We start from the raw sequence: 22,808 nt of genomic DNA, 5'->3' as shown, positions 1-22,808 counted from the left end.
GCGGCGAGGTCAGCGCCAGCTGCCGGGCGAAACGGGCGACGGCCCGGAGGAGGTACGTCCGCACGGCGGGCTCCCGAGGTCTCGAAGGACGCGTACGGACGGTCCCGTACGCGCGGTCCAACGAGCGCGGTGCCCGGCCGGTCACGCATCGCGCGTCAACCGGCCGGGCACCGTGGCATGCCCGCCCGGCGGGCCGCCCGGCAGGTCAGCCGTTCACCGGATCACCGGATCACCGGATCACCGGATCAGCGAGTCACCGGGTCAGCACCCTGCCGGAGCAGCGGCTCACCGGGTGAGCGCGTCGATGTCGGCCAGCTCCTCGTCCGTCAGCGGACCGCCCGCCAGCGCGTCGAGGTTCTGGTCCAGCTGCGCCACGCTGCTCGCGCCGATGATCACCGACACCACCCGCGGGTCCCGCAGCACCCAGGTCAGCGCCAGCTGCGCCAGCGTCTGCCCGCGGCGCTCCGCCACCTTGTTGAGCGCCCGCAGCTGCTCCAGCTTCCCCTCGGTGAGCGCCTCCTCGCGCAGGAACCGGCCGATCGACATCCGCGACCCGGCCGGCACCTTCCCGGACAGGTAGCGGTCGGTCAGCAGGCCCTGCGCCAGCGGGGAGTAGGCGATCAGGCTGGTCTGCGTGTCGGCGACCGCGTCCAGCACCCCCTCCTCCTCGACGTAGCGGTTGAGGACGGAGTACGCGCACTGGTTCATCAGGACCGGCGTGCCCAGCTCGCGCAGGATCGCCACGGCCTCCCGGTGCTGCTCCGCCGGGTAGTTGGAGATGCTCGCGTACAGCGCCTTGCCCGCCCGGACCGCCGAGGCCAGCGCTCCCATGGTCTCCTCGAGCGGGGTGTCCGGGTCGTAGCGGTGCGAGTAGAAGACGTCGACGTAGTCGAGGCCCATCCGGTCCAGCGACTGGTCCAGGCTGGCCAGCACGTACTTGCGGCTGCCGCCCTGGCCGTACGGGCCGGGCCACATGTCGTAGCCGGCCTTGGAGGCGATGAACAGCTCGTCCCGGTACGGGCGGAAGTCCTGCGCGAAGAGGTAGCCGAAGTTGCGCTCCGCACTGCCGTACGGCGGGCCGTAGTTGTTGGCGAGGTCGAAGTGGGTGACACCACGGTCGAAGGCGCGGCGCAGCACCGCCCGCTGGACGTCCAGCGGCTGGGCGTCACCGAAGTTGTGCCACAGGCCCAGGGAGACGGCGGGGAGCAGCACGCCACTGCGGCCGGCCCGGCGGTAGGACATCGAGGCGTAGCGGTCATCCGCGGCGAGGTAGGTCATGCCGACATCCTGCCAGGCCGAGGCCGCCCGGGGTGATCTGCGCCACCGTCCGCCGAGGAGTGCGGGCCGGGCCGGGCGGGGACGACGATCACGCAGGGCCGTGGACCGCCGGGGGGCGGCCCACGGCCTCGTGGTTCCGGGCCCGCCGCAGCGTTCTGTACCTACTGGTATGTACAGCATCCTGTACCTGTAGGTACAGTGATCGGCATGGCAACCCAGGACCGCCTCATCGAGAGCACCCAGGAACTCCTCTGGGAACGCGGCTACGTCGGCACCAGCCCCAAGGCCATCCAGCAGCGCGCCGGCGTCGGCCAGGGCAGCATGTACCACCACTTCGACGGGAAGCCCGGCCTGGCCGCCGCCGCCCTGCGGCGCAGCGCCGAGCAGATGCGCGCCGTCGCGGAGGCCGACCTCTCCGGCCCCGGCGGCGCCCACGACCGGGTCGCCGCCTACCTGCGGCGCGAGCGCGACGTGCTGCGCGGCTGCCGGATCGGCCGGATGGCCCAGGACCCGGAGGTGATCGCCGACCCCCGGTTGCGGGCGCCCGTCGAGGAGACCTTCGACTGGCTGCGCGGCCGGATCGCCGAGGTGATCGCCGAGGGCCAGGCGGCCGGCGAGCTGCGGCCGGGCGCCGAGCCCGCCGACCTCGCCGCCGCCGTGGTCGCCGTCGTGCAGGGCGGCTACGTGCTCGCCCGCGCCGCCGACAGCGCCGAACCGTTCGAGCGGGCCGTCCGCGGGGCCCTCGCCCTGCTCGCCGCGCACCGCGCCGACTGAGCCTCGTCGGCCCGACCCCCGAGGAGCCCCCCGTGCATGCCATGCAGTACGAGATCACCCTCCCCGCCGACTACGACATGGGGATCATCCACCGGCGGGTCGCCACCCGCGGCCACCTGCTCGACGACCACCCCGGGCTCGGCCTCAAGGCCTATCTGGTGCGTGAACGCGGTCTCGACGGCTCACCCGTCAACCAGTACGCGCCGTTCTACCTCTGGCGCACGGCCGAGGGCATGAACTCCTTCCTCTGGGGCCCCGGATTCCGCGGCCTCGGCGCCGACTTCGGGCGCCCCGCCGTCCGGCACTGGCTCGGCGCGGGCCTGCGCCGCGGCCCCGCCATCGACGGCCCCGCCGTGGGCGCACCCGGCGTGGGAGCGCCCGCCACCGCGACCCGGCAGATCGACCTCCTCCCGGAGGGCGCCGACCCCGCCGAGGCCGTCGAGCACGCCCTCGCCGCGCTGCCGGACCACCCCGAACTGCACACCGCCGCCGTCGCCGTCGACCCGGCCCGCTGGGAACTGCTGAGCTTCGCCCTCTGGCGAGGCGCCGCCCCGGACGCCGTGCCCGGCACCCGCTACCGCGTGCACCACCTCTCCAGCCCCGAACTCGACCGGCTGCCCGTCGGCCGCCACTGGTGAAAGGACCACCCAGCCCGATGCGCCCGGCCTCGACAACCCCCGAACCCGGAACCGGCGTCGACGGAGGCGAAGGCCTCGCTCCCGCGCCGCTCGACCGGGCCGCCGGCTACGCCCTGCTCGCCGAGCTCGCGGGGCCGAAGACCCGGGCCGACACCCTGGACGCGCTCGAAGGCCTCGCCCCCGGATTCCCCGACTGGATCGTCACCGCGCTCTTCGGCGGCACCTACCAGCGGCCCGGACTCGCCCTGCGCGACCGCCAGGTGGCCAACCTGGCCGCGCTCACCGCGCTCGGCGGCGTGGAACCGCAGCTCGCCGACCACGTCCGCAACAGCCTGCGGGTCGGCCTGACCAAGGAGGAGATCACCGAGGTCCTGGTCCACCTCGCGCCCTACGTCGGCGTCCCCAAGGCACTGGCCGGACTGCGGGTCGCCGCCGCCACCTTCGCGGAGACGGCGTGAACGCCACCGCCGGTCCGTCCATCGCCGTCCGCACCGTCCTCGGTGACGTGGACCCCGCCGAACTCGGCGTCTGCGACGCCCACGACCACCTCTTCCTGCGCAGCCCCCGGCTACCCGGCGAGGAACTCGACGACCCGGCCGCCGCCGAGCAGGTGCTGCGCGCCTTCGCGGCGGCCGGCGGCCGGGCGTTCGTCCAGTGGACGCCCGCCGGAATGGGGCGGGCGTCCGGCGCGCTGCCGGGGCTCTCCCGCGCGACCGGGGTCCACCTGGTCGCCGCCACCGGGCTCCACCAGGCCGTCCACTACGACCCGGCCGACCTCGAACGGCGTTACGCCGGGCTGGCCGGGTTCTTCACCGCCGAACTCACCACCGGACTGCACGGCGCGCCCGGGGGCGTCCGCGCCGGACTGATCAAGGTGGCCGGCGACTACCACGGCCTGGACGCCCACACCCGGCGGGTGATGGCGGCCGCCGCCGAGGCGCACCACGCCACCGGCGCGCCGATCGCCGTCCACCACGAACTCGGCACCGCCGCGCCGGACGTCCTCGACCTGCTGTGCGAGCGCCACGGCGTCCCGCCCCGGCGGGTGATCCTCGGCCACCTCAACCGGCACCCGGACCTGCGCCTGCACCGTGAACTCGCCGCCGCCGGAGCCTTCCTGGCGCTGGACGGTCCCTCCCGCGCGCACCACGCGACCGACCACCACCTGTTCGACACGGTGGCCGCCCTCGTGGAGGCCGGCCACGCCGACCGCCTGCTCCTCGGCGGCGACACCACCACCCGCAGCGCCCGCCACGCCCCGGGCCCCACCCACCTGCTCACCGCCCTCGCGCCCCGCCTGGCCCGCGAGTTCGGCCCCGAGCTCCCGCACCGCCTCCTCACCGCGAACCCCGCCCGGGCCTTCGCGGTCGCGTGGCGGGCGGTACCGGCGGGGGCTGACAGCTGACAGATAACAGCTGACAGATAACAGAATCTGAAATCTGTTATCTGTCATCTGAAATCTGTCAGCTGTCAGCTGTCAGCCCGTCGAGCCCGGTCGGCCAGGCCTGAGCCCGGCGCTGCTCCGGCGGCGCCGCCCCGGCGTCACATGTGGGTGCCGCCGTCGATCCGCAGCTCGGTGCCGGTGACGAACGCGCCGTCGTCCGAGGCGAGCATGGCGATCACGCCGGCGACGGTCTCCGGCCCGGCGAAGCCCTGCCCGAGCGCGGGGGAGAGCTTGGCGAGCAGGCTGAAGTCCGCGTCCGCCGGCAGGCCCGGGTTGTGGGTCATGCCGCTGTCGATGCTGCCCGGCGCGACGCAGACGGCACGCAGGCCCTGCTTGGCGTACTCGGCGGCGATCGCGTGGGTGAAGGACTGGATGCCGCCCTTGGTCGCGGCGTACGCGGCCATGTAGGGGTGGGCGAAGGTCGCCGAGGTGGAGCTGAAGTTCACCACCACGCCCTTGCCGCCCGCGAGCAGTGCGGGCAGCGCCTCGCGGGTCATCAGGAACGTGCCGGTCAGGTTGACCGCGATCAGCTTGTTCCAGAACTCCAGGCTGGTCTCGTGGGTGTGCGCGGAACGCAGGATCCCGGCCGCGTTGACCAGCGCGTCCAGGCCGCCGAGCGCAGCCACGGCCCCGGCGACACCCGCCTTGACGGCGGCCTCGTCCGACACGTCCAGCACCGTCGTGGTGAGGCGGTCGGCGACGCCGTCGGCGGTGGCGCGGTCCAGCGTCGCCTTCAGGCCGTCCTCGTTGACGTCGACGGCGACGACGCGCCCGCCCTCGGCGAGGATCCGGTGCACGGTGGCCTGGCCGATGCCCGAGCCGCCGCCGGTGATCAGGACGTTGCGTCCGGTGAAGCGCTCCATGGTGGTACTCCGTTCCGTTCGTGGTCTCTCGACCTCACTGGCACGGTACGCCCATATGGCACGTCGTGCCAAAAAGTCTCGACGTGCAGGTTCGGCGCGACGTGCCGACAATCGCTTCGTCCGCGTACGCTGAGCCCGTGACCGGACGCCCCACCCTGACCCAGCGCCGCCGCGAGAGCACCCGGCTGGAGATCGCCCAGGCCGCGGCCGAACTGTTCGCCGCCCGCGGCGCCGAGGCCACCACCGCCGAGGAGATCGCCCACGCGGCCGGCATCTCGCTGCGGACCTTCTACCGCTACTTCTCGGAGAAGGAGGACGCCATCGCCCCGCTGCTGGCGGCCGGCGGGGAGCGCTGGGTGCGGCTGTTCACCGAGAGCGCGGCCGACCTGCCGGTCCGCGAGGCGCTGGAGCGCTCGGCGGCCGAGTCGCTGAGCCCGAGCGACGCGCAGGCCGACGAGGCCATGCGCTGGACCCGCGAGCTGCTGCGCGACCCCGGCCTGGCCTCGGTCTGGCAGCGGGTGCACGCCGATTCCGAGGAGCGGCTGCGGGCCGCGATCGCCGACCGCTGCCCGCCGGGGACCGATGCCCTGGAGATCCGGCTCGCCGCTGCCGCCGCCACCGCTGCCATCCGGGTCGCCCTGGAGCAGTGGGCGCTCTCCGGCGCCCCGCCCACCGGACCCGGCTCGCCCCGCGAACTCGGCGCCCGCTGCGTGCGCGAACTCACCGAGGGCCTCGGCCTCTGGGAGCACCTCGGGAAGCACGTCAACTGACCGCGCCCGCGTCACCCGCGCGCGCCACCCACGGCTCGTCCCACGCCCGTCGCCGTCCCCCATCCGTCACCTCCGCGCGGCGTCTCCTCCTCCAGGGCGAGACCGTCACCGCTGGTCGGCGGGGGCGGAGCGGCTCACGGGGGCGCTAGGCTGAGTGGTCGCGCCGGGCGACGGCCCCGTCGCGGACGGGGGAACCGGGGCGGCCCTCCCGGGTGTCCTTCCCCCGGGGGCGGGGGAGTACGAGGCGTGGGAGCAAACACGACATGGGTCTGACGAGCCACAAGGTGCTGGCGTTGACCGTCCTGATCGCCGTCGCGGCGATGGCCGGAACGGTCTGGCTGTGGCCCAGACTGTCGAAGCGGAGCTGGCAGGCCGTCCTCGGCCGGATCGGCGCCCTGCTCGCCACCCAGCTGACCGTGCTCGCCGCGCTCGGCCTGGTGGCCAACAACTACTTCGCGTTCTACAGCAGTTGGGACGACCTGCTGGGCACCGGCGATAACGGTCCGGTGGTCATCCAGAACAAGGTGGACGCCTCCGGGCGGCTGCGCGTGGAGACCATCGGCCACGCCGAGGTGCAGGGTGGCGGGGCGCTCGGCCGCGACCCCGAGAAGTCCGGCGAGATCCGCGAGGTCCGCATCGACGGGGCCACCACCCGCCTCTCCACCGAGGGGTACGTGTACCTGCCGCCGCAGTACTTCCAGCCGGAGTACGCGCAGAAGCAGTTCCCGGTCCTGATCGTCAGCACCGGCTTCCCCGGCATCGCCAAGAACCTCGTCACCCGGCTCAACTACCCGGGCGCGGCGCTCAAGCTGCTCCAGGAGGGCCGCATGCAGCCGACCGTGATGGTGCTGGTTCGCCCCTCCCCGGCGCTGCCGCAGGACACCGAGTGCGAGGACATCCCGGGCGGCGCGCAGTCCGAGACGTACTTCACCAAGGACGTGCCCTCGGCGGTCCAGGCGACCTACCGGGTGTCGGCCGACCCGCAGGCCTGGGCCTTCATGGGCAACTCGACCGGCGGCTACTGCGCGCTCAAGCTGGCGATGCGCCACCCGGAGGTCTTCCCGACCGCCGTCTCGCTCTCCGGCTACTACCAGGCGGCCGAGGACCCGACCACCGGTGACCTCTTCAAGGGCAGCGCCCAGCGGCGCAACGAGGCCGACCTGATGTGGCGGCTCAAGAACCTCCCGCAGCCCAAGATCGCCGTGCTGCTGGCCGGCACCAAGGAGGGCGACGGCGACTACCGCCGCGATACCGAGGCGTTCGTGGCCGCCGCGCACAGCCCGATGAAGGTCTCCTACAGCATGCTGGAGACCGGCGGCCACAACTTCGAGACCTGGAGCCGGCTGCTGCCGTCCTCGCTGGAGTGGATCTCCCAGCGCCTGGCCGTCCCGGCCGCCGGCCGGCCGGCCTGACCGGATCCGGCGCGGAGCGCGGTGGCCGGAAAGCGGCGGCCAGGAGCCAGGAACCAGGAGCCAGGAACCAGGAGCCAGGAACCAGGAGCCGGGAACCAGGAGCCGGGGACCGGAAGCGGATCCGGCCCGGGGATCCGGCTCAGGCCACCTGCTCCAGGGTGCCGGTGTGCAGTTCGCCGACCCGGCCGCCCTCGCCCTCGTAGGTCCAGAACGCGCGGACCGTCATCCGGGCCAGGTCCATGACGTGGCTGACGGTGATGCCGCTCACCTCGGTCCAGCTCACGAAGTACAGCTGCGGCCCGACCTCGGCGACGTGCAGGGTGACGTCCTCCCACTGGCCCGCCGACTCGCCGAGCCCCTCCCAGCGCAGCCGCTTGCCGTCGGCCGAGTAGGCGTTGCGGAAGGCCGCGCCGTTGTCGACCCGGAACAGGTAGGTGCGGCCGGCGAAGGCGGGCAGGGACGCGGTCATGGTGGGGCGGGTCTCCTTGTCTCCGGGTGAGGTGCCCGGCGCGGTCCGGACGGTTCCGGTCGGCGCGGATGGATCTCCAACCTATCGGACCACCCCGCCTCCGTGGCGCACTTTCCCTGTCGGACCCGCCACCCCGGACAGCTCCGGCACCCCGCTCCGCCGTCCGCCGGGACGCCCGGCGGAGCCGATCGCGTCCACCGCCGACCGGCCACGGCGGCCGTCGGGCCGGCGGAGGACGGCCGCCGGCCCGGCAGCAGGCCGAGAACCCGGCCGCTCCAGCGGGCGGCCGGAGTGCCGTTCGGTCCGCCCCTCAGCCCGCCCCCCAGTCCGCCGGTCAGACCGCCGGTCGCGGACCGGTGGTCTCGACGACCGCGATCTCGAACGGCTGCCGGTTGTTCTCCTCGTTGCAGTCGTCGACGCTGCGCACCGAGACCCAGCCCCCGGACAGCGTGCCGGGGGCCGGCAGGGTCTCCGCCAGCCGGACGGGAACGAGCGCCGTCGCGCTGCGGAACTGCGGCAGCCCGGCCGGGAAGGTGCAGCGCACCCGGTGGCCCTCCTGGAAGGCGTAACAGTTCTCCGGGAAGTACGGGCCCTCGGCGCTGACGCCATCGGGCAGGGTGACCACGACGGTGAACGGCGAGGCCGTGGTGTCCGGGCCGAGGTTGCCGATGAAGGCGTGCACCGTCGTGGTGCCGCCGGGCGGGGCGGCGTCCGGGTCGATCCGGACCACGTAGAGGTCGGAGTCCGACGGCCGGGCCGCCGCTGCCGAGCCGGTGCCGGAAGCCCCCGGGTTCGCCGCGTCCGGGCCCACCGCCGCAGGGTCGCCCGCGGCCTGATCGTCCGCCGCCTGTCCGCCCGCGGCTTGGTCGCCCACAGCTTGGTCGCCCGCCGCCTTGTCGCCCGCCGGCTCGGCCGCCGGGGCGCTCACGGCCGGTGCGAGAGCCTGGTCGTCCGCCGTGCAGTCGTCCGCCCACGCCTGCCCGGCGGCCAGCGCCGCCACCGCGCACCCCACCGCCAAGGACCTACCGAGGAGACCTCGAACGGATCCACTGCGGGTCATCCCGCCCACCTGCCCTCCGTGTCCGGCGCCCCGCGCCGTCGCGGGCCGCGTCCGGACCAGCGTCGCCGACGGGTCCGCCGGGCCCGGGCAACCCGGGGGCAACCCGCCCTCGGGAGGGCTCGAACGGGCGAACGCCAGACGTACGGACGTTCCCCGTCCGCGGGGCCGGCTGTCAGGGGGCCAGGACCTGCCCGAGCCTGGTCGCGATCGCCTGCATCACCGGCACCAGGGACGCCGCGCCGTCCGGCTCCTCCAGGGCCCGGATCCGGGCCTCCGGACCGGAGACCGACAGCGCCGTCGGGGTCGGCGCGCCCGGGACGGCGAGCGCGATGCAGCGCACCCCGATCTCCTGCTCCTGGTCGTCCACCACGAAGCCGCGCTCGCGGGCCTCGGCCAGCTGGCGCATCAGCTCCTGCGGGTCGGTCACCGTGTGCGGGGTGTGCGCGGGCAGCGGGTCGGGGCCGAGGACGGCGCGGGCCTCCTCCTCCGGTAGCTGCGCCAGCAGCGCCTTCCCGACGCCGGTGCAGTGCGGCTGCACCCGCCGGCCGACCTCGGTGAACATCCGCATCGAGCGCCGCGACTGCACCTGGCCGACGTAGACCACCTCGCCGCCCTCCAGTACCGCCAGGTTGGCGGTCTCGCCGGTGGCCTCCATGAGTTCCGCCAGGTAGGGGCGGGCCCAGCTGCCGAGCAGCCGGCCGGCGGTCTCGCCGAGCCGGATCAGCCGGGGGCCGAGCGTGTAGCGGCGGGCGGAGTCCTGGCGGACATAGCCCTGCTGGACGAGGGTACGAACCAGGCGGTGGATGGTCGGCATCGGCAGGCCGGAGGAGGCGGCGAGCTCGCTGAGCGTCGCCACGCCGCCGGAGTCGGCGAGCGCCTCCAGCAGCTGGAAGGCGCGCTCGACGGACTGCACTCCGCCGCTCGCGCGCTCCGTCGTCGTTCTCTCGGTGCTGTCGGAGGTCGGGGCCACCGGCGTTCCCTTCGCTGTCGGGAGGAGTGCTGTCGGGGAGGGGTGCGGTCCGGCAATCAGCTCAACAGTCCGTTGAAATTCTGTATCGCGGAAACTAATCTCCACCTTACAGAATCCAGTCCTCCAGCAAGGAGTGTCGTGCTCATGGCTGAAGATCAGGGATCCGGAGCCTCCGCCACCGCGGCCGTCACGGTCGCGGGTCCGCCCGTCGACCGTGCCGAGGAGGTGCTCACGGCGCCGGCGCTCGCCTTCGTCGCCGGTCTGCACCGCGCGTTCGACGGCCGGCGTCGCGAGCTGCTCGCCCGCCGACGGGAACGCCGCTCCGAGATCGCCCGCACCGGCACCCTGGACTTCCTCCCCGGGACGGCCGCCGTCCGCGCCGCCGACTGGCGGGTCGCCGAGGCCCCCAGGGCGCTGCGGGACCGCCGGGTCGAGATCACCGGCCCCACCGACCGCAAGATGGCGATCAACGCGCTCAACTCCGGCGCGAAGGTCTGGCTCGCCGACTTCGAGGACGCCACCTCGCCCACCTGGGAGAACGTGCTCGGCGGCCAGATCAACCTGATCGACGCCTTCGAGGGCCGGATCGACTTCACCACCCCCGCCGGCAAGGCCTACACTCTGCGGCCCGCCGCCGAGCTGGCCACCGTCGTCGTCCGCCCGCGCGGCTGGCACCTCGACGAGCGCCACCTGCTGGTCGACGGCGAACCGGTGGCCGGCGCCCTCCTCGACTTCGGCCTCTACTTCTTCCACAACGCCGCCCGGCTGCTCGCGCGCGGCGCGGACGACCCCAACTCCGGGCCGTACTTCTACCTCCCGAAGATCGAGAGCCACCTGGAGGCCCGGCTCTGGAACGACGTCTTCACCCATGCCCAGGCCGAACTCGGCATCCCGTACGGCACGATCCGCGCCACCGTGCTCATCGAGACCATCACCGCCGCGTTCGAGATGGACGAGATCCTCCACGAACTGCGCGACCACGCCGCCGGCCTCAACGCCGGCCGCTGGGACTACCTGTTCTCCCTCGTCAAGAACTTCCGCGACGCCGGCGCGCACCACATCCTGCCGGACCGCAACAGCGTCACCATGGCCTCCCCGTTCATGGCCGCCTACGCCCGGCTGCTGGTGCGCACCTGCCACCGGCGCGGCGCCCACGCGATCGGCGGGATGGCCGCCTTCATCCCCAGCCGCAAGGACCCCGAGGTCAACGCGGCCGCCCTGGAGAAGGTCAGGGCCGACAAGGACCGCGAGGCCGGCCAGGGCTTCGACGGTTCCTGGGTCGCCCACCCCGACCTCGTCCCGGTCGCCCGCGCCTGCTTCGACGCCGTCCTCGGCGGGCGCCCGCACCAGAAGGACGCCCCCGGACCGGCCGGAGAGGTCACCGCCGGGCAACTCCTCGACATCGCCGGCGCCGGCGGCAGCTGCACCCGCCGGGGGCTGCACAACGCCGTCCAGGTCGGCATCCGCTACATCGAGGCCTGGCTGCGCGGCCTCGGCGCGGTCGCCATCTTCCACATGATGGAGGACGCCGCGACCGCCGAGATCTCCCGCTCGCAGATCTGGCAGTGGATCCACAACGACGTCGTCCTCGCCGACACCGGCGAGAAGGCCACCGCCGAACTGGTGCGCCGCCTGGTCGCCGACGAGCTGGCCGCGCTGCGCTCCGGACTCGGCGACGAGGGCTACGCCGCCGGACGCTGGGACGAGGCCGCGCGACTGTTCGAACAGGTCGCCCTGGACGAGGAGTTCGTGGACTTCCTGACCCTGCCCGCGCTGCCCCTGCTGGACTGAGACACCCTCGGCCGCCGTCAAGCGCCTCAGGCACCCTCGGCCGCCGTCAGCCGCCCCGGGGCGCCCCGGGCCGTACCGGGGCCGCCTCAGGGCCGGCCTGCCGCCAGCGCGTCGCCGAGGCCGCTGCGCCGGTAGAGCACCCGGCGGCCGTGCCGGGTGCGCTCCAGCAGGCCGGCCGCCGCCAGCGCGCCGAGGTGCCGGCTGACCGCGCCCGGCGTCACCCCCAGCCGGTGGGCGAGTTCCGTGGTGCTGGCCGGGGCCGCCAGCAGCACCAGCAGCCGCGCCCGGGCCGGGCCGATCAGCCCCACCAGCCCGGCCGGCAGCGCCCGCCCCTCCGTGCAGGCGGTGCCCGGCAGGCCCTCCGCCATGGTGGCCCTGCCGCGCGCCGGGTAGGTGATCAGCGGCGGGCCGTCCTGGGTGATGTCGGTCTGCGCGCCGCGTCCGCCCAGTGTCGGGATCAGCACCAGTCCGCGGCCCGCCACGTCCACCACCGAGGTGCCGAGCGCCCGGACCACCGGAGTGTGGTCGATCAGCCGCAGCACCCCGTCCCGCCAGGAGATCCGGGCGTCGAGGTCCGCGAACAGGCCCTCCGCGCCGCGTTCGGAGAGCAGCCGGGCCCGGTACGCGAGGTCCGCCTCCAGCACCGACCGCGCCCGCGGCCACCACGCCGGGGCCAGGCACCGTCTCCAGTACCCGGACAGCGCCTCCGCCGCCCGCGCGGTCAGCGCGGCCAGCGCCGCCGGGTCGTCGATCGGCGCCGCCAGCACCGGGGGCAGCGGGCATCCGCCGCCCGGGTAGGCGGCCAGCAGGTCCGCCCGCACCACCTCCGGCGGGGTGGCGGCCAGTCGTGCCAGTTCGCTGTCGAAGTCCGGCCGGGGCACGTCCGGGCGGGGCGTCAGGAAGTCCGGCACGAAGCCGCTCGGCGCGGTCAGCACGTCCAGCAGTTCGGTGTCCAGGGTGGCGTAGCGGTCCTGCCAGCCGGCGATCCACGGCTGCTGCTCCGGGTAGTACGACGGCCGGCGGCGGGCGCGCAGGCCCAGCACCGCCTCCTGCAGCGGGGAGTAGGCGAACCAGGTGGCGGCGAGGTCGTCGACGCCGAGACGGAACTCGAACATTGACCGTAACGGTAAAAGAATTCCGCCCGTCCGGGAACCCCGCTGTGCTTCTGCCATGACCTCCTCCACCTCTGCGGGGGCACGCCCGCGTGCCCCCGGCCGCCGCCTGCTGCCCGCCGATCCGCTGCTGCGCCGGCTGGCGCTGATGACCCTGGTGAACGCCGTCGGTGACGGGCTGTTCGTCACGGTGAACGTGCTGTTCTTCACCCGCGCCATCGGCCTGACGCCCGGATCGGTGGCGCTCGGCCTCACCGTCGCCGGGATCTGCGGGGTGTTCGCCGGGGTGCCGATGGGGCGGCTCGCCGACCGGACCGGGAGCAGGCGGCTGCTGCTCGTGCTCGGCCCGCTGGAGGCGGCGGCGGTGCTCGGCTACGCCTTCGTGCACTCCTTCGCCGCCTTCGTGGCGCTGGCCTGCGCCGCGACGGTGCTCTCGCGGGGTGCGGCGGCGGTGCGCAGCGCGCTGATCGCGCGGGCGCTGCCGGCCGAGGGGCAGGTGCGGTCGCGGGCGCTGCTGCGGTCGGTGGCGAACGCGGGCCTGGTGGTCGGTTCGGGCGGCGCGGCGCTCGCCCTGCAGGCGGACTCCTACGCCGGGTACGTGACGATGGCGGTGCTGGACGCGGTGAGCTTCCTGGGGGTGACGGCGCTGCTGGTGGGGCTGTCGCTGCCCGCAACCTCCGCGGCCGGCGGTGGGGTTGGCCGGACCGGCCCGGGTGGGCGCCGGACGGCGCTGCGGGACCGCCGGTATCTGCTGGTCACCGTGCTGCACGCGGTGCTGGAGCTGCAACTCGCCGTGCTGACCGTCGGGTTGCCGTTGTGGATCGTGCTCGGCACCGAGGCGCCGGCCGCCACGGTCGCGGCGGTGAACGTGGTCAACTGCCTGCTGGTGGTGCTGTTCCAGGTGCGGGCGAGCCGGGGCGTGGCGGACGTCCCCTCGGCGGCGCGGGCCTGCTCGCAGGGGGCGCTGCTGCTGGCGGCCGGCTGCCTGGCCTACGCGGTGGCGGGGTACGGCCCGGGGTGGGCGGCGGCCGCGGCGCTGCTGGCGGGCGCGCTGGTGCACACCGTGGGGGAGTTGCTCACCTCGGCGGGCGGCTGGACGCTCAGCCTGGACCTGGCGGATCCGCGGGCGCACGGCGAGTACCAGGGGGTGTTCCTGAGCGGGCAGGCGGGCGCGCACGTGATCGGGCCGCTGGTGGTCACGCTGACGGCGGTGGACCACGGGGCGGTCGGCTGGGTGGTGCTGGCGGGGGTGTTCGCGCTGGCCGGTCCCGCGCTGCTGCCGGCGGTACGGGGCGCGGCCGTGCGGGGGTCGGCCGCGCCGCAGACCTCCTGAGCCGGGTGCGGCGCCGGCGCCCCACGGGGGTGGGAGCCGGCGCCGTCCCTGTACCACCGGGATTTCCGGGGAGGTCCGAGACAGCGTCAGATCGCGCGAGTGGAGAGATCCCTGGCCGCGCGGGCGCAGTCCCGCGCGATCCGCTCCTCGTCCACCGTGGTCAGCCGCCCCTGCTCGACGACGGTGTTGCCGTTGACGAGGAGCAGCGCCAGCGGCGGCAGCGCGCCGAGGACGAGCGCGGCGACCGGGTCGGCGATCGAGGAGTGCATCAGGCCGTCGACCTTCCACAGCGCGAGGTCGGCGAGCTTGCCGGCCTCGATCGAGCCGATCTCGTCCTGCCGCCCGAGCACCCGGGCGCCGCCCATGGTGCCCAGCCGCAGGGCCCGGCGGGCGGTGAGCGCCCGTGGTGAGCCGTGCAGGCGGTTGAGCAGCAGGGCGTTGCGCAGTTCGGTGCCGAGTTCGCCGGACTCGTTGGAGGCGGTGCCGTCGACGCCGAGGCCGACCGGGACGCCGGCCGCCAGCATCTCGGGCACCCGCGCGATCCCGGCGCCCAGCCGGGCGTTGGAGGACGGGCAGTGCGCCACGCCGGTGCCGGTCCCGGCGAACTTGGCGATGTCGGAGTCGTTCATGTGGACGCAGTGCGCCATCCAGACGTCCTCGCCCAGCCAGCCGACCGACTCGAAGTAGTCGGTGGGGCCCATGCCGAACAACTCCTTGCAGAACGCCTCCTCCTCGGCCGTCTCGGAGCCGTGGGTGTGCAGCCGGACGCCCTTGCGGCGGGCGAGTTCGGCGGACTCGCGCATCAGCCGGGTGGAGACCGAGAACGGCGAGCAGGGGGCGAGGGCGATCCGCAGCATGGAGCCGGGGGAGGCGTCGTGGTGGCGGTCGACGGCCTCCTCGGAGGCGGCGAGGATGGCGTCGAGGTCCTCGACGGCGTGGTCGGGGGGCAGGCCGCCGTCCTTCCTGCCCCGGTCCATGGAGCCGCGCGACGCGGTGAACCGCAGGCCGAGTTCGCGCACGGCCTCGATCTCGGCGCCGAGGATGTCGCCGCCGTCCCGGGGGAAGACGTAGTGGTGGTCGGCGGCGGTGGTGCAGCCGGACTTGAGCAGGGCGGCGGCGGAGCCCCGGGCGGCGGCGTGCACGAGCCGGTCGTCGATCCGGGCCCAGGTCGGGTAGAGGGCGACCAGCCAGTCGAAGAGGATGTCGTCCTGGGCGAGGCCGCGGGTGATCCACTGGTAGAAGTGGTGGTGGGTGTTGACCAGGCCGGGGGTGACCAGGTGGCCCCGCGCGTCGATCCGGCGCGCCGTGGGGTCCGGCCACGCCGGGGCGGGGCCCTCGCCGACCGACTCGATCCGGTTGCCGAGGACGACGACGTGGCCGCGGGCGTACTCGGTGTCGTGGGCGTCGACGGTGGCGATCGCCGCGTTCTCGATGACGGTCCGCCGGTCGGCGGGCGGGGGCTGGACGGCCATGGGAACTCCAGGGGAGATGCCGGTCAGGCGACCGGGATGACCGGGACGACGCCCTCGCGGTGCACGGTGCCCTCGATGAGGCCGTACATCCGGTCGGCGGCGTAGTAGACCTCGTTGTCGTTGGTGAGCCCGAACGGCTCCAGGTCGACCAGGAAGTGGTGCTTGTTGGGGAGTTCGAGGCGCACCTCGTCGACCTCGGCGCGGCGGTCGAGGACGCGGGTGCCCATCGCGTGCAGGGTCTGCTGCAGCGAGTAGGAGTAGGTCTCGGCGAAGGCCTCCAGCAGGTCCCGCCGGACCTGGGTGTAGCAGGCGTTCCAGTGCGGCTGGGCCTCGCCGTCACGGCCGGTGTAGCCGTACTTCCAGCGGGCGGTGACCTGGGTGGCGAGGATCCGGTCGTACGCCTCCTGGAGGGTGGTGTACCTGTCCTTGATGTAGCCCCAGAACTCCGAGTCGGTGGAGTTCAGCACGACCAGGTCCTTCAGACCGGAGATCACCTGGACGCCCTGGCCGTCGTAGACGATCTCGCTGGTGCGGACCTCCTGGCCGCTGCGCACGAAGGAGTGGCCGGCCTCCTCGGAGCCGGTGGGGCGGGTGGCGGTGCCGGAGGTGGGGATCCGCTCCCACGCGTACTCCTCGATCCGGATCCGGGCCCGGTGGATGACCCCGCGCTCGGTGTGGTCCACGAAGTGCCGGGCCAGCAGGATGCCGAAGGCCTCGGCGGACTCGATGCCGTACTGCTTGGCGAAGGCGAAGACGGTGTTCTTGGTGGTGTCGGTGGGAAGGCAGTTGGCGTTGGACCCGGTGAGGTGGACGTCCGCCAGGTCGCCGGAGAGGGAGACCGAGACGTTCAGGTCCTTGATCTCGTGGCGGGCGGAATCCCGGCACACGCGGACGATGCGGTTCTCCGCCTTGCCGTACTGGTTCTGACCGAGCACGTGGGCCATGGCGTGGTGCCCCTCTCAATCGATCGGCCTAGCTGCCGCGGTAGACCGAGTAGCCGAACGGGTTCAGCAGCAACGGCACGTGGTAGTGGTGTTGCGCGGGCGCGACGGTGAAGACGATCGAGACCTCTGGGAAGAACGGCTGGTCCTCGCTCGTCCGGGCGAAGTACGCGGCGGTGTCGAAGACCAGCCGGACGACCGCGCCCGCCTGCACGGCCGGCAGGTCCGTGGCCCGGCCGTCGGAGTCCGTGGCGGAGGTGCCGAGCACCGTCCAGCCGCCCCCGGTGCGCAGTGCGAGCTCGACCGGGACGCCCTCGGCGGGGCGGCCGAGGCTGGTGTCGAGCACGTGGGTGGAGATACCGGTCATGGGCGGGGTGGCCTCACTGATTCTTGATCCGACGCCGCGTCAGGCTCCGTCGAGCATTCGGGTGATGCGGATCTCGTTGATCTTCCGCAGTTCGTCCCGGACGATCTCCGTCTCGGCGGCGGGGGTGTTGGGGAGGCGCTCGCGCAGGGCGGCGAGCACGGTGGCGGCGGTGCGGCCGGTCGCGCAGATCAGGAACACCTGGCCGAATCTGGCCTCGTAGGCGGCGTTCGCTCTCCGCAGCTCGTCGAGCAGGGCCGGGTCGGCGCCGCGGACTCCGGCCTGCTCCCGCTCGGTGGTGGCGTCGCCCGCCCCGGGGACGCCGATCCGGGCGTGGCCGGCCAGCGCGTCGCGAAGATCGGCCGCGGAGAGGGCCGCCGTGGCCGCGGCGCTGGCGTCGAGCAGGGCCCGGCGGCCCCGCCAGGGGCGGGTCGCCGCGACGGCGTCGGCCCAGGCGCGGCTGGCGCAGACGCCCAGCAGGATCTCCCTCAGCCCGGCGGCGTCGGCGGCCGCCAGGGCGTCGAGGCCGTCAGGGGCGTCGACGGCGCGGGGGTGGTTGGTCACGAGTGGACCTCCTGGGAGTGGTGCCACCCGCACAAGCTAGATCGGCGGGATCGGGCCGTCAACACTTTGTTGAACGGTTGGTGTCATCGCCTCCGGCGGGCCTGGCCGCCGGGGCGGGTTATGGATGATGAGACAAGTGTGCCCCGCCGGGACGCGGGTCGGAGTGACCTCCTCGGCGGGGCGTGCCCGTTCGGGCTGACGTGCGGCCCGGAGCGGTTCCGTGGGCGGCTCCGGTGCGGTTCCGGGTCAGTTCGACTTCGAAGCGTCCTGGCGGTTGAGGTAGTTGTACACGGTGAAGCGGCTGACGCCGAGCGCCGTCGCGACCGTCTCCACCCCGTGGCGGACGGTGAACGCGCCGCGCTCCTCCAGGAGGGCGACCACGCGCTGCTTCTCGGAGCGCTCCAGTTCGGCCAGTGGCCGGCCGCCGAACTGGCGGGTCGTCTCGGCCAGCAGGCGGTCCAGCGCGCTGCCGAGGTGCGGCAGGCGGACGGCCAGCGCCCGCTCGCCCTCCCACTCCAGGACGACGTCCTCGGGCTTCGCCTCGTCCAGCGGGACGGCCGTCGCGCCGACCGCGTCGAGCAGCGGCTTGAGCGCCGAGGTGAGCGGGTGCTGCGGTTGCTCGGTCACGGCCTGCCACCCTCGCCGGCTTCGCCGCTCGCGCCGTCCGTGTTCCCGGCGTCGCCGAGCACGCTGAGCTGGAGCGAGATCCGGGTCGCGCCGGCCTCCAGGCTCTCGCGGAGCAGCGCGGTCACGGCGGTCAGCACCTGGTCCGCCCCGCCCTCGGCGCCGGTGCCGAACGGGCCGACCGAGACGGCCAGTCCGGCCTCGTCGACCGCCCGGCGGGCCGCCGCCGCGTGCGGCGGGAAGGTCTCCAGCTCGAACGGTTCTGTCGTGAACTCCACCATCAATCGCACCTGCTCACTCTAGCGATGGGCGGGAGGGGGGTCGGTTCGATTCGGCGGGTGGGTGGTTGCGGGTGCCTTGGTGGTCGCTCGACGGGCTGGGGAGGATTCCGTGGAACAGAATTCCTCTTCCGCATCGCGGAGCACCCGGTGGCTGCGGTCGCCGGCCCGGGGACGGGACTGACAGCTGACAGAATCTGTTATCTGTTATCTGTCATCTGAAATTTGTCAGCTGTCAGCTGTCAGCTGTCAGCTGTCAGCTGTCAGTCGTCGGCCGACGGGTGCCGACCTCTGCCCGGCGCTTCGCACCCGGCGGGGGCCCATGCTTGATGAACCATCGCCAGACCCAGCCCGGAAGTGAGGCCCCCACCATGTCCGCCAACCGCCACCAGGGTCATGTGGTCGTCGCGCCCGACAAGTTCAAGGGCACCCTGGAGGGCGCCGAGGCGGCCGCCCGGATCGCCGCAGGCATCCGCCGCGCCGCCCCCGGCACCGAGGTTCGCGAACTGCCGGTCGCCGACGGAGGCGAGGGCACCCTGGCCGCCGCCCTCGCGGCCGGCTTCGCCAGGGTTCCCGCCACGGTGGCCGGCCCCACCGGCCTGCCGGTGGACGCCGCGCTCGCCGTCCGCGGCACCACCGCCGTCGTCGAACTCGCCCAGGCCTCCGGACTGGCCAGGCTGCCCGGAGGCCGGACCGCCCCGCTGACGGCCGGCTCCTACGGGGTCGGCCAGCTGATCGGCCGGGCGGTCGGCCGGGGCTCCCGGCGGATCGTGCTCGGACTCGGCGGCAGCGCCGGCACCGACGGCGGCGCCGGTCTGCTGCAGGCGCTCGGGGTTTCCCTGCTGGACGCCGAGGGCGCCGAACTGACCCCCGGTGGCGCCGCGTTGAGAAGGCTGGAGCGGATCGTCCCCGGCCCGCTGGCCCGCACGCTGGAGGGCGTCGAGGTGATCGTGGCCTGCGACGTCGACAACCCGCTGCTCGGCCCGCGCGGGGCCGCCACCGTCTACGGCCCGCAGAAGGGCGCGAGCGGCGAGGACCTGGTGGTGCTGGAAGAGGGGCTGACCCGGTTCGCCGACGTCGTCGGCGCCGCCGTCGGCCGGGACCTCCGCGCGGCCCCCGGGGCCGGGGCCGCGGGCGGCGTCGGCTTCGCCGCGCTGGCCCTCCTGGGCGCCACCATGCGACCCGGCATCGAGTTCCTGCTCGACCTGCTGGGCTTCGAGGAGGCGGTGCGCGGGGCGCGCCTGGTCGTCACCGGCGAGGGCTGCCTGGACGCGCAGACGCTCCACGGCAAGGCCCCCGCCGGCGTCGCCGCGGCGGCCGCCAGGGCGGGGGTCCGGGTGGCCGCCGTGGCGGGGCGGGTCGAGCTGTCCGAACGCGAGTGGCGGGAGGCCGGCTTCGTCGCCGCTTACGCGCTCAGCGAGTTGGGCCGGAGCCCCGCCGAGAGCCTGACCAGGGCCGGAGAGCTGGCCGAGGTCGCGGGGGAGCGGCTGGCGGTGGAACTCCTGCGCCGCTAGCGGCCGTTCGATCCCGATGGCTCCATTGACGCTTTGTTGAAGGCCGCCTAGGCTCCGGGCCGACCTTCGACCCACCCCACCCCTCGGCCAGGCTCCGGAGGCCCCATGTCCCTCAGCGAGACCGTGGTGATCCGCTCCCGCCGGGTGGTGCTGCCGGACGGCGAAGGCCCTGCGGACGTGCTGGTCCGGGACGGCAGGATCGCGCGGATCGCCGCGCACGGCTCCCTGGCGGCCGACGGCGCCGGGCCGACCGACCTCGGTGACACCGCCCTGCTGCCCGGCCTGGTCGACACCCACGTGCACGTCAACGAGCCCGGCCGCACCGCGTGGGAGGGTTTCGCCACCGCCACCCGGGCGGCCGCAGCCGGTGGTGTCACCACCATCGTCGACATGCCGCTCAACTCGGTGCCCCCCACCACCACGCTCGCCGGCCTGGAGGCCAAGCGGAAGGCCGCCGAGGGGCAGACCTGGGTGGACCTCGGTTTCTGGGGCGGAGCCGTCCCCGGCAACCTCGCCGACCTCGAACCCCTGCACCGCGCGGGCGTGTTCGGCTTCAAGTCCTTCCTCGCGCCGAGCGGCGTGGACGAGTTCCCGCACCTGGAGCCGACCGCCCTGGAGGCCGCGCTCGCCGAGCAGGCCGGGCTCGGGGCGCTGGCCGTCATCCACGCCGAGGACCCGGCCGTGCTGGCCGCCGCACCGCGGCAACCCGGCGTCCACTACCGGGACTTCCTTGCCTCCCGCCCCGCAGGCGCGGAGACCGCCGCCGTTGCCCGGCTGCTGGCGGCGGCCCGCCGGACCGGCGCCCGGGTGCACGTCCCGCACGTCTCCTCGGCCGCGGTGCTGCCGCTGCTGCGCCGGGCCCGGGCGGAGGGCGTCGAGGTCACCGCCGAGACCTGCCCGCACTACCTGACCCTGGCCGCCGAGCAGGTCCCGGACGGCGACACGGCGTTCAAGTGCTGCCCGCCGATCCGCGAGGAGGCCAACCGCGAAGCGCTCTGGACGGCCCTGGCAGCGGGGGAGTTCGCGGCCGTGGTCTCCGACCACTCGCCGTGCACCCCCGACCTCAAGCTGCTGCCCGCGCAGGGTGGCAGCGGGGACTTCGCGGTGGCCTGGGGCGGCATCGCCTCCCTCCAGCTCGGCCTGTCGGCGGTCTGGACCGAGGCCCGGCGGCGCGGCCACACCCTCGCCGACGTGGCCGGCTGGATGTCGGCGGGGCCGGCCCGGCTGGTCGGCCTCGACGGACGGAAGGGCGCGATCGCGGTCGGCCGTGACGCCGACCTGGTCGCCTTCGACCCGGACGCCCGGTTCACCGTGCACCCCGGCGAGTTGCACCACCGCAACCCGGTCACCCCGTACGCGGGCCGCACGCTCACCGGCGCGGTGCGCACCACCTGGCTGCGCGGCCGGGTGGTGGACGTCGCCGGCGAGCCCTTCGGTGTCCGACTCGTCGGCCCCGGCGCGGGCCCCGTCCGGACCGGGTGATCCGCGCCCACGCCTGCGGCGGGTCGGCCGGGTGGCTCCGCCTCCGCGCGACTGTCCACCGGTGGTCGCCGGGTTCGGCGGGGCCTGGTCCGGTGGGGCCTGGTCCGGTGGGGTCGGACGGTGTTGCACTGAGTGCCACCGGACGCGGCGAACGTCGTGACGGAACGGAGGAGTTGACATGCGGGTGAGGAAGGCACTGGCCGCCGTGGCCCTGTCGGCCGGCCTGGTGGCCGGCGGTATCGCGAGCGGAGCGGGAACGGCCCGGGCGGCCGACGGGTGCGACGCGATCGGGGGACACGCCAGCGACCGTCCCTGGATCGGGTGGAACGGCTGCGTGGCGGCCACCGACGGCCTGTGGTCCCGCTTCTACGACGGGCGCCCGCAGGTCGCCTGGTCCGACGAACTGTTCACGGCGTTCCCGTACAACACCGGGCTGTCGATCAGCTGCTGGCTCAGCGGCCCGGCGGTCCAGGGACCGTGGGGCACCAGCACGGTCTGGGACAAGGTGGAGTTGTACGAGTGGCCGGGCGCGGGCGCGTCGGGCTTCACCTTCCGCACCCTGGCCGTCCCGGACGCCTGGGTCTACACCGGCAGCAACGACCCGGTGGTCCCGCACTGCTGACCGCCGCCGGCCGCAAGGGGGTATGAGGGGGCGCGGTGGGGCATATGCCAGTCAAGTGTTCCACCGCGTCCGGACGGATATCCGGCGAAGCGGGCGTTGACGGAGTCCGGCGGTCTATAGGCTGGAGCTACCCGCCGGTCACGCCGCGGGGGGACATCGGAAGGGGACGACATGTCGACACCAGCCCCGGGCCGCCACGCCGTACCGGAGCAGGGCGTGCCCGGTTCGTTCGCCTCCCTGCAGCACGCCCTCAGACTGCTGGAAGCCGTCGACCGGCACCCCGGCGGCGTCACCCTGGTCGCCCTGGCGAGGGAGACGTCCCTGGGGCTGCCGACGGTTCGCCGGCTCGCGGAGATCCTGGAGATCGAGGGCTACCTCACCTGTCAGGACGGCGGCTGGGTGCTCGGCGGAACCTTCGCGCTGCTCGGCCAGCACAACCGGGAGCAGCTGGTCCGAGCCCGGCTGGACAGCAAACTCGCCGAGCTGCGCGACGAGTTGGGCGCCGCGGTGTACTTCGGCCGCTACCACGAAGGGGAGTTGTCGGTCGAGGCGGTCTCGGCCTCCGAGTACGCGCCGGCGGTGCAGGAGTGGGTGGACTTCCGGGCCACCGCGCACGCCAGCGCGATCGGCAAGTGCCTGCTCAGCCAGCTCGACCACGACGCCCGCCGGGACCACCTGTCCCGCCACCCGGTGGCCCGCCTGACCTCGCGGACGGTCACCGACGCCGACCAGTTGATGCACCGCCTGGAGCGCCAGCCGGCCACCGTGCCGGTGCTGGACATCCAGGAGTACGCCCTCGGCACGGTGTGCGCGGCCGTGCCGGTGACCGCCGGCAGCACGGTCGGCTGTCTGGCGACCTCGTTGCCGGTCGACAGCGTGCACCGGCTGAAGGCGGCGGCAGAACTGCTCGCGGCCCGCGCGGCGCCGTTGATGCTCGCGATGGCGGTCTGACCGCGCCGCATGCGCCCAGGGACCCCGCTCCGGCGGGGTTCTCGCGTTTTCCGGAGGGGCGCGGAGGGGCGCGGAGGGGTCC

Annotated in this window: 24 protein-coding genes; 12 read left to right on the top strand and 12 right to left on the bottom strand. The window is 74.2% G+C overall.

The window, feature by feature from the left end:
• Positions 1-285: 285 nt before the first annotated feature.
• Positions 286-1,278 carry an aldo/keto reductase gene (locus ABT093_RS05670; protein WP_350560732.1) on the bottom strand — a complete coding sequence of 331 codons (993 nt, stop codon included), beginning with the start codon at positions 1,276-1,278 and terminating at the stop codon, positions 286-288.
• Between the two features lie 207 nt (positions 1,279-1,485).
• Here ABT093_RS05670 and ABT093_RS05665 point away from each other — a divergent pair, with 207 nt between their 5' ends.
• The 4 genes from ABT093_RS05665 to ABT093_RS05650 are packed head-to-tail and all read left to right on the top strand — an operon-like array spanning position 1,486 to position 4,095.
• Positions 1,486-2,052 (top strand): TetR/AcrR family transcriptional regulator, encoded by a 567-nt coding sequence (locus ABT093_RS05665; RefSeq protein WP_350560730.1) that lies wholly within the window; start codon positions 1,486-1,488, stop codon positions 2,050-2,052.
• Between the two features lie 32 nt (positions 2,053-2,084).
• Complete coding sequence (locus ABT093_RS05660; protein WP_350560728.1) at positions 2,085-2,690, top strand: DUF4865 family protein; 606 nt, start codon at positions 2,085-2,087, stop codon at positions 2,688-2,690.
• A 17-nt stretch (positions 2,691-2,707) separates the two neighbouring features.
• Positions 2,708-3,148, top strand: a complete 441-nt coding sequence (locus tag ABT093_RS05655; RefSeq protein ID WP_350560726.1) for a carboxymuconolactone decarboxylase family protein — start codon at positions 2,708-2,710, stop codon at positions 3,146-3,148.
• Positions 3,145-4,095 (top strand): phosphotriesterase family protein, encoded by a 951-nt coding sequence (locus ABT093_RS05650; RefSeq protein ID WP_350560724.1) that lies wholly within the window; start codon positions 3,145-3,147, stop codon positions 4,093-4,095. The genes ABT093_RS05655 and ABT093_RS05650 overlap by 4 nt, the downstream gene beginning before the upstream one ends.
• 137 nt (positions 4,096-4,232) lie before the next feature.
• Here the strand turns inward: ABT093_RS05650 and ABT093_RS05645 are convergent, their stop codons facing one another.
• Positions 4,233-4,997, bottom strand: coding sequence for an SDR family NAD(P)-dependent oxidoreductase (locus ABT093_RS05645; RefSeq protein WP_350560722.1), 765 nt, complete (start codon positions 4,995-4,997; stop codon positions 4,233-4,235).
• A gap of 137 nt (positions 4,998-5,134) precedes the next feature.
• Between ABT093_RS05645 and ABT093_RS05640 the strand changes: the two genes are divergently transcribed.
• Both ABT093_RS05640 and ABT093_RS05635 read left to right on the top strand, forming a co-directional pair.
• Entirely contained in the window at positions 5,135-5,767 is a 633-nt protein-coding gene (locus ABT093_RS05640; RefSeq protein ID WP_350560720.1) for a TetR/AcrR family transcriptional regulator, read from the top strand.
• A 263-nt stretch (positions 5,768-6,030) separates the two neighbouring features.
• On the top strand, positions 6,031-7,179 hold the full coding sequence (locus ABT093_RS05635) for an alpha/beta hydrolase (protein WP_350560718.1): 1,149 nt from the start codon (positions 6,031-6,033) through the stop codon (positions 7,177-7,179).
• 139 nt (positions 7,180-7,318) lie between these two features.
• Here the strand turns inward: ABT093_RS05635 and ABT093_RS05630 are convergent, their stop codons facing one another.
• From ABT093_RS05630 to ABT093_RS05620, 3 genes are all read right to left on the bottom strand, one after another.
• Positions 7,319-7,648, bottom strand: coding sequence for a MoaF-related domain-containing protein (locus ABT093_RS05630; RefSeq protein WP_344337676.1), 330 nt, complete (start codon positions 7,646-7,648; stop codon positions 7,319-7,321).
• A 334-nt stretch (positions 7,649-7,982) separates the two neighbouring features.
• Positions 7,983-8,666, bottom strand: a complete 684-nt coding sequence (locus ABT093_RS05625) for a hypothetical protein (RefSeq protein ID WP_350560715.1) — start codon at positions 8,664-8,666, stop codon at positions 7,983-7,985.
• Between the two features lie 214 nt (positions 8,667-8,880).
• On the bottom strand, positions 8,881-9,678 hold the full coding sequence (locus ABT093_RS05620; protein WP_350560713.1) for an IclR family transcriptional regulator: 798 nt from the start codon (positions 9,676-9,678) through the stop codon (positions 8,881-8,883).
• 144 nt (positions 9,679-9,822) lie between these two features.
• Here ABT093_RS05620 and aceB point away from each other — a divergent pair, with 144 nt between their 5' ends.
• The gene (gene aceB / locus ABT093_RS05615) at positions 9,823-11,469 is read left to right on the top strand and encodes a malate synthase A (protein ID WP_350560711.1); all 1,647 of its coding nucleotides are present in this window, start codon (positions 9,823-9,825) and stop codon (positions 11,467-11,469) included.
• Positions 11,470-11,555: 86 nt separating this feature from the next.
• On the opposite strand, the gene ABT093_RS05610 is transcribed toward aceB, so the two are convergent.
• Entirely contained in the window at positions 11,556-12,584 is a 1,029-nt protein-coding gene (locus tag ABT093_RS05610; RefSeq protein WP_350560709.1) for an ArsR/SmtB family transcription factor, read from the bottom strand.
• Positions 12,585-12,639: 55 nt separating this feature from the next.
• On the opposite strand from ABT093_RS05610, the gene ABT093_RS05605 reads away from it, so the two are divergent.
• Positions 12,640-13,914, top strand: coding sequence for an MFS transporter (locus tag ABT093_RS05605; protein WP_350560707.1), 1,275 nt, complete (start codon positions 12,640-12,642; stop codon positions 13,912-13,914).
• 86 nt (positions 13,915-14,000) lie between these two features.
• Here ABT093_RS05605 and ABT093_RS05600 read toward each other — a convergent pair whose 3' ends face one another.
• The 6 genes from ABT093_RS05600 to ABT093_RS05575 form a co-directional block, all read right to left on the bottom strand.
• Positions 14,001-15,386, bottom strand: coding sequence for an 8-oxoguanine deaminase (locus ABT093_RS05600; RefSeq protein WP_350560705.1), 1,386 nt, complete (start codon positions 15,384-15,386; stop codon positions 14,001-14,003).
• Between the two features lie 23 nt (positions 15,387-15,409).
• Positions 15,410-16,330 (bottom strand): factor-independent urate hydroxylase, encoded by a 921-nt coding sequence (gene pucL / locus ABT093_RS05595; protein WP_350560703.1) that lies wholly within the window; start codon positions 16,328-16,330, stop codon positions 15,410-15,412.
• 28 nt (positions 16,331-16,358) lie between these two features.
• A complete protein-coding gene (uraH, locus tag ABT093_RS05590; RefSeq protein ID WP_350560701.1) occupies positions 16,359-16,694 on the bottom strand; it encodes a hydroxyisourate hydrolase in 336 nt (111 codons plus the stop codon).
• 39 nt (positions 16,695-16,733) lie between these two features.
• Complete coding sequence (uraD, locus tag ABT093_RS05585) at positions 16,734-17,255, bottom strand: 2-oxo-4-hydroxy-4-carboxy-5-ureidoimidazoline decarboxylase (protein WP_350560699.1); 522 nt, start codon at positions 17,253-17,255, stop codon at positions 16,734-16,736.
• A 246-nt stretch (positions 17,256-17,501) separates the two neighbouring features.
• A complete protein-coding gene (locus tag ABT093_RS05580; protein ID WP_350560697.1) occupies positions 17,502-17,882 on the bottom strand; it encodes a helix-turn-helix domain-containing protein in 381 nt (126 codons plus the stop codon).
• Positions 17,879-18,160, bottom strand: coding sequence for a thiamine-binding protein (locus tag ABT093_RS05575; protein WP_502884141.1), 282 nt, complete (start codon positions 18,158-18,160; stop codon positions 17,879-17,881). The genes ABT093_RS05580 and ABT093_RS05575 overlap by 4 nt, the downstream gene beginning before the upstream one ends.
• Before the next feature lie 368 nt (positions 18,161-18,528).
• Between ABT093_RS05575 and ABT093_RS05570 the strand changes: the two genes are divergently transcribed.
• The 4 genes from ABT093_RS05570 (at position 18,529) to ABT093_RS05555 (ending at position 22,726) form a co-directional block, all read left to right on the top strand.
• The gene (locus tag ABT093_RS05570; protein WP_350560693.1) at positions 18,529-19,671 is read left to right on the top strand and encodes a glycerate kinase; all 1,143 of its coding nucleotides are present in this window, start codon (positions 18,529-18,531) and stop codon (positions 19,669-19,671) included.
• 105 nt (positions 19,672-19,776) lie between these two features.
• The gene (gene allB / locus ABT093_RS05565; RefSeq protein WP_350560690.1) at positions 19,777-21,153 is read left to right on the top strand and encodes an allantoinase AllB; all 1,377 of its coding nucleotides are present in this window, start codon (positions 19,777-19,779) and stop codon (positions 21,151-21,153) included.
• A 178-nt stretch (positions 21,154-21,331) separates the two neighbouring features.
• A complete protein-coding gene (locus ABT093_RS05560) occupies positions 21,332-21,775 on the top strand; it encodes a hypothetical protein (RefSeq protein WP_350560688.1) in 444 nt (147 codons plus the stop codon).
• Between the two features lie 171 nt (positions 21,776-21,946).
• Entirely contained in the window at positions 21,947-22,726 is a 780-nt protein-coding gene (locus ABT093_RS05555) for an IclR family transcriptional regulator (protein ID WP_350560686.1), read from the top strand.
• Positions 22,727-22,808: the final 82 nt, after the last annotated feature.

Origin of the sequence: Kitasatospora sp. NPDC002551, from assembly GCF_040296005.1 — a bacterium.
Classification (GTDB): domain Bacteria; phylum Actinomycetota; class Actinomycetes; order Streptomycetales; family Streptomycetaceae; genus Kitasatospora.
This window is presented reverse-complemented; position numbering and strand designations above follow the sequence as displayed.

Bases quoted from the DNA above. Each gene is read 5' to 3' on its own strand.
- ABT093_RS05575 (WP_502884141.1), bottom strand. From the start codon at position 18,160: ATGGTGGAGTTCACGACAGAACCGTTCGAGCTGGAGACCTTCCCGCCG.
- ABT093_RS05670 (WP_350560732.1), bottom strand. From the start codon at position 1,278: ATGACCTACCTCGCCGCGGATGACCGCTACGCCTCGATGTCCTACCGC.
- aceB (WP_350560711.1), top strand. From the start codon at position 9,823: ATGGCTGAAGATCAGGGATCCGGAGCCTCCGCCACCGCGGCCGTCACG.
- uraH (WP_350560701.1), bottom strand. From the start codon at position 16,694: ATGACCGGTATCTCCACCCACGTGCTCGACACCAGCCTCGGCCGCCCC.
- ABT093_RS05635 (WP_350560718.1), top strand. From the start codon at position 6,031: ATGGGTCTGACGAGCCACAAGGTGCTGGCGTTGACCGTCCTGATCGCC.
- pucL (WP_350560703.1), bottom strand. From the start codon at position 16,330: ATGGCCCACGTGCTCGGTCAGAACCAGTACGGCAAGGCGGAGAACCGC.
- ABT093_RS05665 (WP_350560730.1), top strand. From the start codon at position 1,486: ATGGCAACCCAGGACCGCCTCATCGAGAGCACCCAGGAACTCCTCTGG.
- allB (WP_350560690.1), top strand. From the start codon at position 19,777: ATGTCCCTCAGCGAGACCGTGGTGATCCGCTCCCGCCGGGTGGTGCTG.
- ABT093_RS05655 (WP_350560726.1), top strand. From the start codon at position 2,708: ATGCGCCCGGCCTCGACAACCCCCGAACCCGGAACCGGCGTCGACGGA.
- ABT093_RS05555 (WP_350560686.1), top strand. From the start codon at position 21,947: ATGTCGACACCAGCCCCGGGCCGCCACGCCGTACCGGAGCAGGGCGTG.
- ABT093_RS05560 (WP_350560688.1), top strand. From the start codon at position 21,332: ATGCGGGTGAGGAAGGCACTGGCCGCCGTGGCCCTGTCGGCCGGCCTG.
- ABT093_RS05645 (WP_350560722.1), bottom strand. From the start codon at position 4,997: ATGGAGCGCTTCACCGGACGCAACGTCCTGATCACCGGCGGCGGCTCG.
- ABT093_RS05605 (WP_350560707.1), top strand. From the start codon at position 12,640: ATGACCTCCTCCACCTCTGCGGGGGCACGCCCGCGTGCCCCCGGCCGC.
- ABT093_RS05610 (WP_350560709.1), bottom strand. From the start codon at position 12,584: ATGTTCGAGTTCCGTCTCGGCGTCGACGACCTCGCCGCCACCTGGTTC.
- ABT093_RS05570 (WP_350560693.1), top strand. From the start codon at position 18,529: ATGTCCGCCAACCGCCACCAGGGTCATGTGGTCGTCGCGCCCGACAAG.
- ABT093_RS05630 (WP_344337676.1), bottom strand. From the start codon at position 7,648: ATGACCGCGTCCCTGCCCGCCTTCGCCGGCCGCACCTACCTGTTCCGG.
- ABT093_RS05600 (WP_350560705.1), bottom strand. From the start codon at position 15,386: ATGGCCGTCCAGCCCCCGCCCGCCGACCGGCGGACCGTCATCGAGAAC.